This window comes from Leptospira bourretii (assembly GCF_004770145.1).
Classification (GTDB): domain Bacteria; phylum Spirochaetota; class Leptospiria; order Leptospirales; family Leptospiraceae; genus Leptospira_A; species Leptospira_A bourretii.
In genome coordinates this window covers 348,455-362,317 of record NZ_RQFW01000005.1, presented here as the reverse complement: position 1 = coordinate 362,317, position 13,863 = coordinate 348,455, and the positions used below count along the sequence as shown (strand labels likewise).

The 13,863-nt window shown below is 38.2% G+C and carries 14 protein-coding genes; 8 read left to right on the top strand and 6 right to left on the bottom strand.

The window, feature by feature from the left end; translation table 11 throughout:
- Positions 1–53: 53 nt before the first annotated feature.
- From EHQ47_RS03285 to EHQ47_RS03265, 5 genes are all read left to right on the top strand, one after another.
- Complete coding sequence (locus EHQ47_RS03285) at positions 54–1,499, top strand: acetyl-CoA carboxylase biotin carboxylase subunit (RefSeq protein ID WP_135776550.1); 1,446 nt, start codon at positions 54–56, stop codon at positions 1,497–1,499.
- Between the two features lies 1 nt (position 1,500).
- Positions 1,501–2,016 (top strand): acyl-CoA carboxylase biotin carboxyl carrier protein subunit, encoded by a 516-nt coding sequence (locus tag EHQ47_RS03280; RefSeq protein ID WP_135776549.1) that lies wholly within the window; start codon positions 1,501–1,503, stop codon positions 2,014–2,016.
- Between the two features lie 72 nt (positions 2,017–2,088).
- Positions 2,089–3,576, top strand: coding sequence for an Omp85 family outer membrane protein (gene omp85, locus EHQ47_RS03275; protein ID WP_135747381.1), 1,488 nt, complete (start codon positions 2,089–2,091; stop codon positions 3,574–3,576).
- Between the two features lie 13 nt (positions 3,577–3,589).
- Positions 3,590–4,273, top strand: a complete 684-nt coding sequence (lsa25, locus tag EHQ47_RS03270) for a surface adhesin Lsa25 (RefSeq protein ID WP_135747382.1) — start codon at positions 3,590–3,592, stop codon at positions 4,271–4,273.
- A gap of 126 nt (positions 4,274–4,399) precedes the next feature.
- Entirely contained in the window at positions 4,400–5,110 is a 711-nt protein-coding gene (locus tag EHQ47_RS03265; RefSeq protein WP_135747383.1) for a hypothetical protein, read from the top strand.
- Here EHQ47_RS03265 and yihA read toward each other — a convergent pair.
- Genes yihA through EHQ47_RS03245 form a run of 4 tightly spaced genes read right to left on the bottom strand, consistent with a single transcriptional unit; the run spans position 5,089 to position 8,952 of the window.
- Positions 5,089–5,721, bottom strand: coding sequence for a ribosome biogenesis GTP-binding protein YihA/YsxC (gene yihA / locus EHQ47_RS03260; protein WP_135747384.1), 633 nt, complete (start codon positions 5,719–5,721; stop codon positions 5,089–5,091). The two genes, EHQ47_RS03265 and yihA, sit on opposite strands and share 22 nt — an antisense overlap.
- A gap of 5 nt (positions 5,722–5,726) precedes the next feature.
- Entirely contained in the window at positions 5,727–6,677 is a 951-nt protein-coding gene (locus tag EHQ47_RS03255; protein WP_269155334.1) for a tRNA lysidine(34) synthetase, read from the bottom strand.
- Between the two features lie 26 nt (positions 6,678–6,703).
- Positions 6,704–7,027, bottom strand: coding sequence for a tRNA lysidine(34) synthetase (locus EHQ47_RS19905; RefSeq protein ID WP_135776548.1), 324 nt, complete (start codon positions 7,025–7,027; stop codon positions 6,704–6,706).
- Positions 7,024–8,952 carry a GAF domain-containing SpoIIE family protein phosphatase gene (locus tag EHQ47_RS03245; RefSeq protein WP_135747387.1) on the bottom strand — a complete coding sequence of 643 codons (1,929 nt, stop codon included), beginning with the start codon at positions 8,950–8,952 and terminating at the stop codon, positions 7,024–7,026. Before EHQ47_RS03245 ends, EHQ47_RS19905 begins: the two co-directional genes overlap by 4 nt.
- A gap of 247 nt (positions 8,953–9,199) precedes the next feature.
- Here EHQ47_RS03245 and EHQ47_RS03240 point away from each other — a divergent pair, with 247 nt between their 5' ends.
- Entirely contained in the window at positions 9,200–11,317 is a 2,118-nt protein-coding gene (locus EHQ47_RS03240; RefSeq protein ID WP_425269555.1) for a sigma-54-dependent Fis family transcriptional regulator, read from the top strand.
- Between the two features lie 6 nt (positions 11,318–11,323).
- Here the strand turns inward: EHQ47_RS03240 and thiD are convergent, their stop codons facing one another.
- Positions 11,324–12,124, bottom strand: coding sequence for a bifunctional hydroxymethylpyrimidine kinase/phosphomethylpyrimidine kinase (gene thiD, locus EHQ47_RS03235; protein ID WP_135747388.1), 801 nt, complete (start codon positions 12,122–12,124; stop codon positions 11,324–11,326).
- Between the two features lies 1 nt (position 12,125).
- Positions 12,126–12,464 (bottom strand): MGMT family protein, encoded by a 339-nt coding sequence (locus EHQ47_RS03230; protein ID WP_135696747.1) that lies wholly within the window; start codon positions 12,462–12,464, stop codon positions 12,126–12,128.
- 76 nt (positions 12,465–12,540) lie between these two features.
- Between EHQ47_RS03230 and EHQ47_RS03225 the strand changes: the two genes are divergently transcribed.
- Complete coding sequence (locus EHQ47_RS03225; protein ID WP_135776547.1) at positions 12,541–13,419, top strand: DUF455 family protein; 879 nt, start codon at positions 12,541–12,543, stop codon at positions 13,417–13,419.
- A gap of 21 nt (positions 13,420–13,440) precedes the next feature.
- Positions 13,441–13,842 (top strand): hypothetical protein, encoded by a 402-nt coding sequence (locus EHQ47_RS03220; protein ID WP_135776546.1) that lies wholly within the window; start codon positions 13,441–13,443, stop codon positions 13,840–13,842.
- Positions 13,843–13,863 lie beyond the last annotated feature (21 nt).

Genomic DNA, 13,863 nt, shown 5'->3' with positions numbered 1-13,863 from the left:
CCTATCTTTCTGTTGATTTATTTTCACGGCCCTTTAATTTTGATCCTACTTACATGAAGCCAATCCAAAAAATACTCATCGCCAACCGTGGTGAAATTGCGGTTCGGGTCATTCGCACTGCAAAAAAAATGGGAATCAAGACAGTTGCTGTTTTTTCCGATCCAGATGCACAAAGTTTATTTGTCCAGTCTGCGGACGAAGCGTTCTCTTTAGGGGGAACAGATGCACGTTCCTCCTACTTAGATGTTGAAAAAGTTGTGAAGGCTTGCCTAACGACAGGTGCAGATGCTGTCCATCCAGGATACGGATTTTTATCAGAAAATACTGACTTTGCTTCTCAATTAGAAAAACATGGAATTCGATTCATCGGACCAAAACCTCACTCGATTGAGGCGATGGGAGACAAAATCGGCTCACGTTTGTTAGTTGCAAAAAGTGGAGTTCCAGTGGTTCCAGGATACGAAGGTGCTTCCCAAGAAATCTCTGTATTCAAAAAAGAAGCAGAAAAAATTGGATACCCCATAATGGCAAAGGCAAGTGCTGGAGGTGGGGGAAAAGGAATGCGTAGGATCAATTCCCCTGAAGAATTGGAAGCAGGTATTTTATCGGCAAAACGGGAAGCTCTTTCTGCTTTTGGTGATGATCGCATTTTATTAGAAAAATACATTACAAATCCACGACATGTTGAGTTTCAAATTTTTGGAGATACAAAAGGAAATATCATTCACCTACATGAAAGGGATTGTTCCTTACAAAGACGACACCAAAAAGTGGTAGAAGAAACTCCTGCTCCAAGATACCCATCAGACTTAAAAATAAAAATGTCAGAAGCTGCTGTAATGGCAGCAAAATCAGTACAATACGAAGGGGCAGGAACCGTAGAATTCATATTAGGTGAATCGGGAGAATTTTATTTTCTTGAGATGAACACTCGTTTGCAGGTGGAACATCCAGTCACGGAAATGACAACGGGACTTGATTTGGTAGAGTGGCAAATTCGAGTTTGCCAGGGAGAGGAGTTACCACAATTACAAACTCCTTCACAAAAAGGACATGCCATGGAAGTCCGTATTTATGCAGAAGATCCAAAAGAAGGTTTTTTACCATCCATTGGTCGTATCCATCATTTATCTTTTCCTACAAGAGATTACTTACGAATTGATTCTGGTGTGGTTTCAGGATCAGAGATCACAATGTTTTATGATCCAATGATTGCAAAAATGATTGTTTGGGGAGAAGATCGAATCACGGCCATTAAGCGATTGGTTGAATGTTTATCAGAGACGATTGTTTTTGGACCAAAGACCAATCTTCAATTTTTACAAAAACTAGTTTCAGCCAAAGAATTTGCGGAAGGAAAGGTATCAACTCACTTCATTGCAGATAACGAAGTGGAACTTTTGGCAGATCATACCAAAGAAGAATTAAAATTAGCTTTGAGTGGAACCTTTTTTACTTCTAAAGAACTAACTAGCCCTTGGTCTAAGGAAACAACCTAACATGGATTATTTATTTGAAACAAAGTCAGGTCCTGCTTCTGTTTGTGTCAGTGGTGGTGCAGTTCGGGTACGTTTTGGAACTAAATCTTTTTTATTCCAATTAGAAAACCTAATCAAAGAAGAAAGCCCATCCACTAATACAAACTCGTTACAATCTGTAACCATGTTAGATGGATCTATATTAAAATACCTGAAAGTACGAAATGAAATTTTCCTCCATTGGAAGGGTGAAACGTGGAATGGAAAACTCACCGAACGGCAGTATGAAGGTGGAGGACAAACATCCCCCGAAATCAAAAGTCCGATGCCTGGAAAAGTAGTGCAAATCTCTACGAGTGTGGGAAAGGAACACAAAGCAGGGGAGACACTTCTCATTCTGGAAGCAATGAAAATGGAGAACGCTGTTAAGGCTCCGTACGCTTGCCGAGTGGAAGAAATTCGAAAATCACAAGGTGAACTTGTCCAACAAGACGAGGTGCTTATCATATTACACAGAATCGAACCGGAAAAAACATAAATTTTCGAATCTATTTGACATATTTTTCAAACTTCCCACCATAAGGCAGTTTCTTTGGCTAACAGGTAGAGAATGTACAATTATATAGTTAGAAGTTTTACACTTCTTTTGTTTTTTTCCTTTTTTCACGGGGTTCTCGCTCAGGAACGACCACCTCGTACGGACCTTCCGTTTGAAATCTCTGAAAAACGGAGACTCAGTGAACGGGATTTTAAAAATAAAAAAGAGGGGAGTTACTTCACTGGTCTTCCCCTCATCAACTCCGATCCCAACGTTGGGGTTGGTTATGGGGCTCGAGTGCTCTTTTTTTACAACGGAACAAAGTCGTCTCCGATGTTTGAATACACTCCATACCGCGTTCGGATTTTTGCTCAGTATTTTAACACAACGAAACGTGCCCCTTACCACCAGTTGAGTTTGGATGCACCTTATATCTTTGATACCAAATGGAGGCTCCGTGCTGACTTAGTATATGAAAGAAATCCGAATTCGTTGTTTTTTGGAATCGGGGAAAATACACTCCAACCACTTTCCTATTTAGAACGAAATGATCCCAATGGTCAGATTAGAAGAAATGCTCCTTTTGCTGACTATGAAGATAACCTAAATTATCGACGTCCAGGAGATGCGGGTGTTGGTGAAGCTCCTATTGTCAGTGATCACAGATACAATCGTTATGATATTGAAAATCCTAACTTCAGTACTTCTGGTGAGTATTCCTTTTTGGGAGGAACTCTTCGCGCAGTAACAGGTGTTCGTCTTTCCAAACAAATCATTCGTACGTATGATGGAAAATACAATAATGCATTATTAGGTCCAGCCGACGGTGTTTTAGGTCTTCTTGGAGTAGAGCGTACTTTTGGCACTCCACAAGGAGAAACCAAACTTACTCGCGATGATAAAGATGGGAAAATCAATGGCATTAACGGCGGTTACACAAATACAATCCGTGCCGGTATTGTTTATGACACTCGTGACTTTGAACCAGATCCAAATCGTGGATTATTTTTAGAATACACTCACGAACGTTCTACAAAAGCCATTGGTTCCACTTCGGAGTTTAATAAGAACTTAGTTTCCGGCCGTATTTTTATCAGTCCGGTCCAATGGTTTACAAACAAACCACCTGAGATATTGGAGAAGTTTGTGCTTGCCGCACGCGGAACTATGATCCAAACCAATGGGGATGCACCGTTTTACGAATACCGCAACATGTGGGGAACGGAAGTCAACCAATCAGGACTTGGTGGACGAACTACCATTCGCGGTTACAAACAAGATCGATTCGTCGGCCAAACAATGGCTTTTGCCAACTTCGAAATTCGTTGGAAATTTGCAGAGACTGAATTTTGGGGACAACACTTTGACTTCCAATTGGTTCCATTCTACGATGTGGGACGAGTTTGGGATCGTACAGAAGATGCGAATTTAAAAAACTACAAACACTCAAGAGGTATTGGTCTAAGAATTCCTTGGAACCAAGCAACTGTTATCTACTTCGATCATGCCATTTCGAATGAAGATAGACAAACTTTCATTAACTTTAACCATATATTTTAGGAGGGCAGAGATTATGAAAAAAATTCAATATTGTTTCGCTCTTTTGGTCTTATCTTTTTTCATGAACTGTGAAATGAAACCCGTAGAAGATGTCTACGGTTTAAGCCCGGAAGAAACCAACCAACTTTTTGCAGGTCTTATCGCAAACCAAAGTCTTCGTGACAATGGAAACGGGACCATCACTGATACTGCTGCCAATTTAGTTTGGCAAAAATGTACTCATGGTCAGGTATACCGTGCAGGATTTAATGATTGTTTGGGGGCTCCACAAGGTTCTATTTTCAATCCATACGATACTGCCCGTGCTGGTGCTGTACCTGTTGCATTCTGTGACTCCAAAACGCATGCTTGTAACTCTGTCGCATTCCCGCAAGTGATCCAAGGTTTTTCTTCTGTTGGGATTGCTGGAGTGAGTGAGTTGTATGCAGCTTGCCAAAACAGCAATTATTTAGGTGCGACCTGGCGTGTTCCTACTGCGATTGAGTACCAACGATTGGTGATTCCTGGTCGGGCTGCAACTCTCCAATTTTTTCCTTCCACGCAGGAAGAAGACTATTGGACGGCTTGGTCCAATCATGAGGATGTTCCGGGAGAAACAGCATATGCGATCTCCTTTGACAGACAGTCCTACGGAGTCCAAAGGAATGTTGTCAAAACCCAAAGAAATTATGTCCGTTGCATTCGCACTGGTCCTTAAGAGTTAATTTCAGTTTTTCACCACTCTCCTGTTCCCACCAGGAGAGTTTTCGCTTTCCAAAAATCTAATTTCTTACTAATATTTTCTTAAGACAAACCGAAGTACCCATTAGGTGGTGAGGTTTCCATGAGAATCGATGAGTCCCCATTCAGTCGCATGAATGTCGATCTTTTAAAAGATCGTAGGGTGAACTATGTCGGGCATGGACAACTAGAAAGTGCTCCTGAATCTCTCTCTGCTTTGCATGTAATTTCTCATGAATTGGGTCATGCGGCTGAATTCAAAAACCAAGCCTTTCGGGAAGGACGAGAGGTTCAATCTGTCCAAGTAAAAATTAACTATGAATTAAGAGATGGCAGAATGGTGGCTGTGAGTGGTGAAACTCATGCCGTGACACGCCCGCATTCGCAACCAGAAGAAGATCCTGCTCTTGTTCCCTATTCCGATGGAAAGTCCATCAAAGATCTTTTTCAATTAAAAGAAGATGACGATAAAAAATCCAAATCGGCTGAAAAATCTAAATCAGATCCAAAAGAGATAATGCGAAAGTCTCATGAAAAAGATTTAGAATCTAAAATTAAAGAATTAGAGACCAGGCTCGAAACGGAAAAAACAAAAAAGTCCTCAGATGTTCATTCCGAAGAACGTTTAAAGGAAATTGAATCTGAAAAAAAAAGATTGGAAGAAGAGATACGACTCATTCGTGTGAAAGAACAATTGAAGGAAACCTTTGCTTTGTTAACTGACTTCCGTAAAATGATGACATCTAATTTATTCGGTATGATGAACCTTCAAACAGAATCGAATGTTGGAAATTATTTAGATACCTTTGTTTGATCAATCATATTCTCTAAAATAAATTCGCGTAGTTCTCCAATTCCCCTTCCTGTAGTTGCTGATAAATAAAAGACTCGAAATGGAATTCCAATTTCGTTCATAGCCGATTCCATTTCTGTCCTAACACGGTGTTGTTCGCTTTGGTTTAGTTTGTCAATTTTGGTACGGATCACCACTGGTTTTATTTTTTTCTCCATGGCAACTTCGATGGTTGATAGTTCTTCTTCTGGAAATTCTCTTTGTGAATCACAAAGGATAAATAAAATTTTTAGATGTTTCCAGGAATTTAAAAAACCTTCCAATAGTTTCATCATTTCTTTATGTTCTTTGTGTGATGCTTTTGAATAACCAAATCCAGGTAAGTCGATAAGGTTAAAACCTTCTTTGGTTTTAAAAATATTGATTAGTTTTGTTTTCCCTGGTGTTCTTGAAACTTTGGCAAGTCCTCTATGATTGGAAAGAGCATTCAGTAAACTTGACTTTCCCGAATTGGACCTTCCCATAAAGGCAATGGAAGGTACTGAGTCCAATTCCTCTTTTTCATTGATATTGGCAATTGAAGTGAAAAATTTTGTTTCGGGAAAGGGAATTTCTTTAGAATACTTGTGCATCTAGTTCACCTTTCTAGATAGATTCGTTTGGGATAATTCTTTTCGCTTTTGGAAAACAGAGAAAACAAAATTTGGATGGGTTCTCCGTCAAAATAGAGAATGGGGATATAAGTTCTCAAAAAGAAGGGAATTCCGTTTTCTCGCATACATTCAGAAATTTCCTTATTTCCTGAACGAATTTGGATTTTTTGGCCGTGGTGCCAAGAACCAAGACTGTATTTTTCTTGGGGGTCAGATAGTTTAAACCTATTTTGGTTCCACTCAATACACAAGTTTTCTCCCTCTCGAAAGGAAACTGCTTTTTTGAAGGCTGGAGATTTTTTATCAATGATAAATAGATCACCAAACTTTGATTTGTATAGAAAACAATTTTTGTTTTCTAAAAATGCCCTTTCTCCTTCCGATTGCAGATGGAAATTATCAAACCCTGATTTATAAAGCGGATAGTAACCGAGTAATTTTAAATGAAAATCAATTAGATCTTTTTTTGCGGATACACCAAGACTAACCCAAGTTTCATGAGGAATTCGAAAAATATGTGGGACTGGTCTAAAAACAGTTTTTTGTTTTAAATCGAATTTTAGATCCAACAGAGACCGTTCATGAAAATTCCAATAGGTCTTATGAAAATTCCAATTTTCTTTTTCTAAAATGGGAAGTAAGTCCATGCGAATGCGATTGCGTTTATAAACTGGATTTTGATTTGATTCATCTTCAAAAATTCGCATATGTTTGGAAACAAATTGATAGAGTTGTTCTAGTTCTTTATCTTCAAAAAAAACCAAAGGTAAAAAACGTTCTCCATCAAAAGGAGGAAGTGTGTAAAAGGCTTTTTTCCCACCACCTCTTGTGAGGTGTAGGAAAATCGATTCTGTATAATCTTTACAATGATGTCCTGTGAGGACTATAGATGGATTTTTATCGGTAATTTTTTTTAGTTCGTGATAACGAACCAATCTTCCAGTTTCCTCTAATCCTTTTTTTAGTTTGAGAGAAAGATTTGGGATTTTTTTTTTACAAAAGAAAAAGGAAAGTTTGTTTTTTCTAAAAAATGAAATAACTCATTCTCTTCTGCTTCAATGGAACGAATGCCATGAGACAAATAAAATAAAATAGGAGAAGGGATTTGGTATTTTTCTTTGAGATACTGGCAAAAGAGAACCAAAATGGAAGAATCCTTTCCTCCGGAATAAGAAATGAGAAACTGAGTTTTGTTTTTTGCCCATAGAATAGGAAGTTGGTTCCCCATTCTGCCGAGGGCTAACTCAAAAAGATTTGAAATCGAAGTAGGAATTTCCGGGATCATATCTTCCTTACTGCCACCATAGTGATATCATCGTGTTGTTCCTGTTCCTTGACAAATTCTTTTAGTTCCGCATAGATCCTCTCCAGGATGTTTTTTGGCTCCAATTGGATACAGGAAAGAAAACTAGATTGGAGTTGTTTTTCTCCAAACTGGACTTCATTTGTATTCAGCGCTTCCGTGACTCCATCAGTATATAGTAAAATTGTGTCTCCAGAATCAAATTTTAGTTTGGATTCATTGCGGAAAGTGGAAATCTCAGGTTTGATTCCCAATATGACACCTTCTGTTTCGATCACTGATAGTGAGTTTGATCCCGCATGATAGTGATAAAAGTTTCCATGGCCAGCACCGGAAAATAGGACTTCTCCAGTAATGAGGTTCCAACGAAGTAAAATCATACTCATAAAACGTGGGGTGATTGCTTCTTTATAATTGGAATAAAGATAGTTATTGATATCGTTTAAAATTTCCCAAGGAGAATCTTTCACCCGAACTAGAGAATGAAGAATCGTCCTAACGGTTGCCATGACAAGACCCGCAGCCACACCTTTTCCACTTACATCTCCAATACAAATAAATAATTCATTTCTGTTAGGTGAAAGAATAAAGTCATAATAATCCCCTCCGATCCCACGGGCAGGAACCATAAAACCACCAAAGGAAAACCCTTCCGCTTCTGGGGCTTTTCTTGGTAAAAGGGTACTTTGAATTTCTTTTGCGATCTCAATTTCTTTTTCCAATCTTTCTTTGTTAGAAAGATTTTGGTATAGGTTTGAGTTTTCCATTGTGATTCTTGCTAAAGAAATAAAAGCATTTAAAGCTTCTATTTCATCATTGGGGAATCGACTATCTTGTTTTGTGAGAACAAACACGCAACGAGTTCCATTTTCCAATATGATTGGAAATATCATAGATTCTTTTCCTTTGATTCCCATACTTTGAAAAATAGATTGGTCTGAAGGATTCATAACCGTTGTCTCTTTCATTTGTAAGATAGGCCCAATAGAATTTGTTTCCATTATTTGTGTTTCTGTGTGGATTTGGTAATTTTCTAAATCTCGATATAGTTTGAATATTTTTGTTTTGGATGTTTCTTTCGGACTTTCTATCAAATAAGTAAATGAAGACTCAACTATCCCTGATAAAGTAAGAAGAATCATTCGAATCATTTCATCATGATTGTTTAAATACAGTTGGCTTAACGTCAGTGCCGCTGTGTGTAAACTTTGAAAGTTCTTGGATTGATTTTCTGATTTAGAAAATAAGAGAGAATTCCTGAGGGATACGGCAAATTGGCCAACCACCAATTGTAAAATTTCTTGGTCTTCTAAAAAATCTGAGTAATCTTCTTCTTCGTAATCAATGGTCAATAATCCGACGGCCGTGTTGGCATAAAGAATTGGAATCACTAACTGAGATTTTGTTCCGGTGAGTTTTGAATAGAATTCGTAAAATGGATGTGTTTGGTCAGTAAACTTATAAAAACAAGGTTCTCCTTTTGCCATGGATTCAATGAGAACTCCATAACTTAAATCATAATCAAGGGCAATTCTGTTGATGGCTCTTTGTAAGGTTCGCTTCTGACTAGAATAATAAACTAATCTAATTTCACCTAATTCAAGATTGGTGATAAAAACTGCGACTTTATCACGTTTTAGCCGGACAGAGATAAGCTCGGTAAACCTTTGCATCAAGTCTTCTAAACCCATGGAGGAGTTGAATAGAGAGAGGTTGTCCAGGAGGAATTCTGTTTTCTCCTGAGAAGAAAGGATGTTTTTCCCAATCCTCGGGATTTTTCGTTTTTCTAAAATCCATTCACGGTCACAAGTTTGGCAGAAAAAACGACCATTCTTGGTGATCCCATTGGGAACTTGGGATTCCGCGCAGAGCAAACAGATCCGGTCGTCAGAGGGCTCTCGGTTCATCCTAAACCAAGTAACTCGATTTCTTTTTTCATAAGCTACAAGAATTTCCTCAAAAACGAAGAAAGCTGGTACGATTCATGCTTAATCTATAAGCAAATGTTGTTTTTTCTGCAGAAATCGAAAGGATGTCGGTAAATATGATTAAAAAATGGTTTATTTGTTTAATAAATAAGCATACTGTATTGGTCACCAACAATGTTTTTCTGTATTCTTTCGAGGCAGAGCGTAATACTAAAGAGCAAGAACTATGAGCGTGAAAAAATTCAATCCCATCCAATCCATCCATGAAGTTGCGACTGCAATGAATTCCACCCAAGACCCGGATGGACTTCTCGAATTGATTTTGGATCGCTGCATCCAAATTTGCGGTGTGGAATCTGGGTCTCTTATGCTCATCGACGAAAAACACGGAGTCTTGGACGCCGTAACTTCTCGTGGAATGAACCAACAGTTGCTACGAGAAACCAAACTCAAAATTGGACAAGGGATCACCGGAGTGGCTGCCTCTACCGGGAAAGCAAAACTCGTAAATGATGTTTCGAAAGACCCTGATTACATTCAAGTCAAAGAAGAAATCAAATCAGAGTTAGTTGCTCCGATGATTGTAGAAGATGATATCATTGGAGTCATCTCACTCGACTCAAATCGATTGAATGCGTTTACTGCGGATATGTTGGAAATTGTAAGTGTCTTGGCTCACCAAGCTGGCCAGATTTTTAAAAACCTACAAACCATTCGTAGTTTAGAACAAAGGACAAAAATCCAAGCAACACTCATTGAAATTTCTAAAGTGGTTAGTTCTACCTTAGATCAAAATGAAGTTTTTGATTCCATTATGGTAACGATGGAAAAATCTCTTCGATTGGAAAAAGGAAGTATTGTTTTATTTAATAAGGAAGAAGGACTTCTTCGTATTGTCGCTGCATCAGGATTATCTCCTGAAGAAATTGATAAAGGGACATACCAACCGGGAGAAGGGATCACTGGAAAAGTATATGAATCGGGAGAACCCATCATCATTGAGTCGGTTGCAAGCCATCCTGATTTTTTAAACCGTGTAGGGTATTTGTCTCACTTTAAACATGATCCACATAACGTGAGTTTGTTATGTGCTCCTATATTAAGTGAACAGACAATGTTAGGTGTCGTAAACGCATTTATCGTTCAAAACAAACATACAGATTTAAAATCCTTTTTGGATTTTCTTCAAGTGGTTGCTTCTATTATCTCCCAATCCATTAAAATTCAAAACTTAGTCGAAGAGGCTAAAAAAGAAATTTCTCGTGAAAATATTCAACTCAAACGTGAATTAAAGAATAAATATAAATTTGGATCACTGATTGGTAAAGCTGCAAGTATGGAAAAAATGTTTGAAAAAATCCAACTGGTTGCAGACTCCAGAGCCTCTGTGTTGATTACAGGAGAATCGGGAACTGGGAAGGAGATGATTGCCAATGCAATTCACTATAATAGTTCTCGATCGGAGAATCCATTTATCAAAATCAACTGCGCCGCAATTCCTGAAAATTTGCTCGAGAGTGAACTTTTTGGACATAAAAAGGGTTCCTTCACTGGAGCAGTCACAGATAAAAAAGGAAAGTTTGAATTAGCTGATACAGGAACCATTTTTCTGGATGAAATTGGTGAAATGGATTTAAACTTACAATCAAAATTGCTTCGAGTTTTACAAGAAAGGGAAATAGAAGCAATTGGTTCTACGAAGGCAAAAAAAGTTGATGTTCGAATCATTGCAGCAACCAATGCCGAATTGGAACAACTGGTTGCAGAAAAAAAGTTTAGAGCAGATCTTTTTTATCGATTGAATGTAGTAAAGATCAACACTCCTCCGTTACGTGATCGTGTTGAGGACATCCCACTTCTGATGAATCACTTTTTGGAAAAATACACAAAAGACAATAATAAAGTGGTAAAAGGGATTTCTCGAGAAGCATCAAAACTTCTATTAAAATACAGATGGCCAGGTAACGTTCGTGAGTTGGAAAACGTAATCGAAAGGGCTGTGGTTCTTGCTCAAGATGAAATTTTAAATGAGGATGATTTCTCCGATATTTTGTCTAGTATAGATGATTTACCTGAGAATACTGCGGAAGTGGCCCAACTGAATCATGTGGAATCAGTCTCTGGGGCTGAGCCATTGGATTTAGGATCGGGTAGGTTGACACCAGGGCAATTGGATGGTCTTGACGGTCGAGCGATGGAAATTGTCGTGAGTGAAGTTGAATCAAGACTCATTCAATATGCCATGAAGAAGTTTCGTTATACCAAAACTCGTGTTGCCAAATTTTTGGGTATCAATCGAAATACCTTAGATAAAAAAATCAAAGAACTGAACATAGAATACTAATAGGCGTTAGTTTGTTGGTTCTGGAAAATGATTTAAGTGGTGGATCGGGCCAGTTTTGATTTCATCTTCAAGGGTTAGGTGGAGATATTCTTTGGCTGAGCCGACAGCTTCTGGAAGATTTTTTCCATGGGAAAGAAAGGATGTAATGGCTGCAGAATAAGTACAACCAGTTCCATGTGTGTTTTTGCCTTTTAAAAAAGGTTTTGAGAATACATAAGATGATTTGCCGTCGAATAAAACATCGGTGGCTTCCGTTGCATTTGGTAAATGCCCACCTTTTAGAAGAATGGGGATCTGATACTTTTCAAATAATTTCTCTGCCATCGGTACCAACTGATCGTATTGGTGGATTTTTTCGCCGAGCAAAAGAGACGCCTCATCTAAGTTAGGTGTGATTAGTTTTGCAAGTGGCAGTAAGTCTTTTGTTAATGTTAGGATTGCATCGTCTTTTAAAAGTTTGGCACCGCTTGTGGCAACCATCACAGGATCCACCACCAATTGTATGTCGGGGTTTTCATAAAAAAATTCGGCAACGGCCTCTATGATATTTGCAGAATACAACATTCCTGTTTTTGCCGCTTTGATGGGAAAATATTCGGAAACTGCCTTTAGTTGAGCAGAAACGAAGTCTGGTGAAATTTCGGAGATACCGCTGACTCCGTCCGGGTTTTGAGCTGTGAGACAAGTGAAGACTGTGGTGCCAAAGGTAGCGAGAGAAGAAAAAGTTTTGAGGTCCGCTTGGACTCCAGCACCACCACCTGAATCGGATCCGGCAATTGTTAAGGTAATGGGAAAATCTTTCTTCATGTTATGGAAACCATCCGTACTTGTCAAAATTTATGTTATCATTGTTTAAATCAAAGACAACACCTTCCGATTCTAGAATTTTTTTCTGCAAAGAAGATCGGAATGTATCACCACGAAAGGATATTCTCCCTTGTGCATTGATTACTCGTTGCCAAGGGATTTTTTGTTCCATTTCTTTTTTTAGAGCGTTTAAAGCATAACCCACAGCCCTTGCCGCCCTAGGACTTCCCAGAAGTAAGGCGATATGCCCGTAGGTGGTGACTTTTCCCTTCGGAATTTTTTTGACCACTGCATAAACGGAATCGTAAAAATTCGTACTTTTAGTTTTAGGCGCACTCATTGAATTTGGATTTATATCCTAATGATTTAATTCTTTTGTAAATTCCTTTTTAAAGGTTCTAATCGTTATCATTAAAATGAAGATTTCTGAATACGCAAAACATTTGTTACTCGCTCCAAATTTGGAGGATAAACTTTTACCGCCTAGTCGTCATTGGGAGGAAGAGACAGAATTTTCATCCATCCGGATTGAATCACCCGGTCGTTCTTCGAAATTCCAATTTTCCGACAAAAAAGTAAAAATCCCTCGATTGGAACATCTCAACTTAGAATCCAATCGGGGACTCAGCCTTCACCATTTTGCAAATCATGAGCTTATGGCCATTGAGTTATTTGCTTGGGCTTTGCTCGCATTTCCGAATGCACCTAGATCCGTTCGCAATGGATTTTTAAAGACCATTGAAGAAGAACAAACTCACCTAAAATTGTATTTGAACCGCATGCGAGACTTCGGGGTTGATTTTGGTGATATTCCTCTAAATTATATTTTTTGGAAACAACAAGGCCAATTTAAAAGTTTAGAATCATTTGCAGCCGTTATGTCTATTTCTTTTGAAGGTGCAAATTTAGATTATGCGCAGGTTTATGCACAAGTTTTTTCTTTTTTTGGAGATCAACTAACATCCGATATAATGATTACAATTTTTGAAGATGAAGTAAAACATGTAAAAAGAGGGCTTCGTGCTTTCGAACATTCTGTTCCAGAAAATGTGAGCCATTGGGATCATTATTTGTCTTTAATCCAATTTCCATTTACACCCCGCAGGGCAAAAGGTTATCTATATTTACCGGACACTCGAGTGCTTGCCGGAATGGATGGCAACTTCATAGAATCTCTTGGCGCCTATGAAGATGAATACACTGGTCGTGTCAATTTGGAATCAGTTAAAAAATTTGGACTAGGGGAGACAATCCTTCGTAAAAACAGACTTGATTCTCATTTCCTGAATCCTTAAGATTCTCTTTGGAAGGTAATTATGAAATTGAAAATGATGTTGAGTGTGTTGTTGTTTTTATCTGCACTCGGAATTGTACTGAATGCGGAAAAAAAAGCCCAATCCACTACGGAAATGAATCTTCATGATTTTATGGAAGATTTTACAAAGCCTGCATCAAAGTTGTATGATAAAAAAGAGAATGCAGATTATCTCAATAAGATTTTAGAAAAGGTTCCAGATATGGCACCAGAAGACCAAAAAGCAGAATGGAAAGAAATGATTGATGCTAAGTTGGCTCTTGGAAAACCAGATGAAACTTGTAAATCCTGCCATACAAAATTCAAAAAAGAATACAAAGCCAAATACAGAAAAAAATTGATTCCGATTCCAGAAGAACTTCTTGGATTTCCAAAAGAAATTAAAGAATTATTAAAAAAATAATCAATTTATTTCCGCTCTTTC

Excerpts from the sequence above, each read along its gene's own strand:
- EHQ47_RS03285 (WP_135776550.1), top strand. The coding sequence starts at position 54 with ATGAAGCCAATCCAAAAAATACTCATCGCCAACCGTGGTGAAATTGCG.
- EHQ47_RS03280 (WP_135776549.1), top strand. The coding sequence starts at position 1,501 with ATGGATTATTTATTTGAAACAAAGTCAGGTCCTGCTTCTGTTTGTGTC.
- omp85 (WP_135747381.1), top strand. The coding sequence starts at position 2,089 with ATGTACAATTATATAGTTAGAAGTTTTACACTTCTTTTGTTTTTTTCC.
- lsa25 (WP_135747382.1), top strand. The coding sequence starts at position 3,590 with ATGAAAAAAATTCAATATTGTTTCGCTCTTTTGGTCTTATCTTTTTTC.
- EHQ47_RS03265 (WP_135747383.1), top strand. The coding sequence starts at position 4,400 with ATGAGAATCGATGAGTCCCCATTCAGTCGCATGAATGTCGATCTTTTA.
- yihA (WP_135747384.1), bottom strand. The coding sequence starts at position 5,721 with ATGCACAAGTATTCTAAAGAAATTCCCTTTCCCGAAACAAAATTTTTC.
- EHQ47_RS19905 (WP_135776548.1), bottom strand. The coding sequence starts at position 7,027 with ATGATCCCGGAAATTCCTACTTCGATTTCAAATCTTTTTGAGTTAGCC.
- EHQ47_RS03245 (WP_135747387.1), bottom strand. The coding sequence starts at position 8,952 with ATGAACCGAGAGCCCTCTGACGACCGGATCTGTTTGCTCTGCGCGGAA.
- EHQ47_RS03240 (WP_425269555.1), top strand. The coding sequence starts at position 9,200 with ATGAGCGTGAAAAAATTCAATCCCATCCAATCCATCCATGAAGTTGCG.
- thiD (WP_135747388.1), bottom strand. The coding sequence starts at position 12,124 with ATGAAGAAAGATTTTCCCATTACCTTAACAATTGCCGGATCCGATTCA.
- EHQ47_RS03230 (WP_135696747.1), bottom strand. The coding sequence starts at position 12,464 with ATGAGTGCGCCTAAAACTAAAAGTACGAATTTTTACGATTCCGTTTAT.
- EHQ47_RS03225 (WP_135776547.1), top strand. The coding sequence starts at position 12,541 with ATGAAGATTTCTGAATACGCAAAACATTTGTTACTCGCTCCAAATTTG.
- EHQ47_RS03220 (WP_135776546.1), top strand. The coding sequence starts at position 13,441 with ATGAAATTGAAAATGATGTTGAGTGTGTTGTTGTTTTTATCTGCACTC.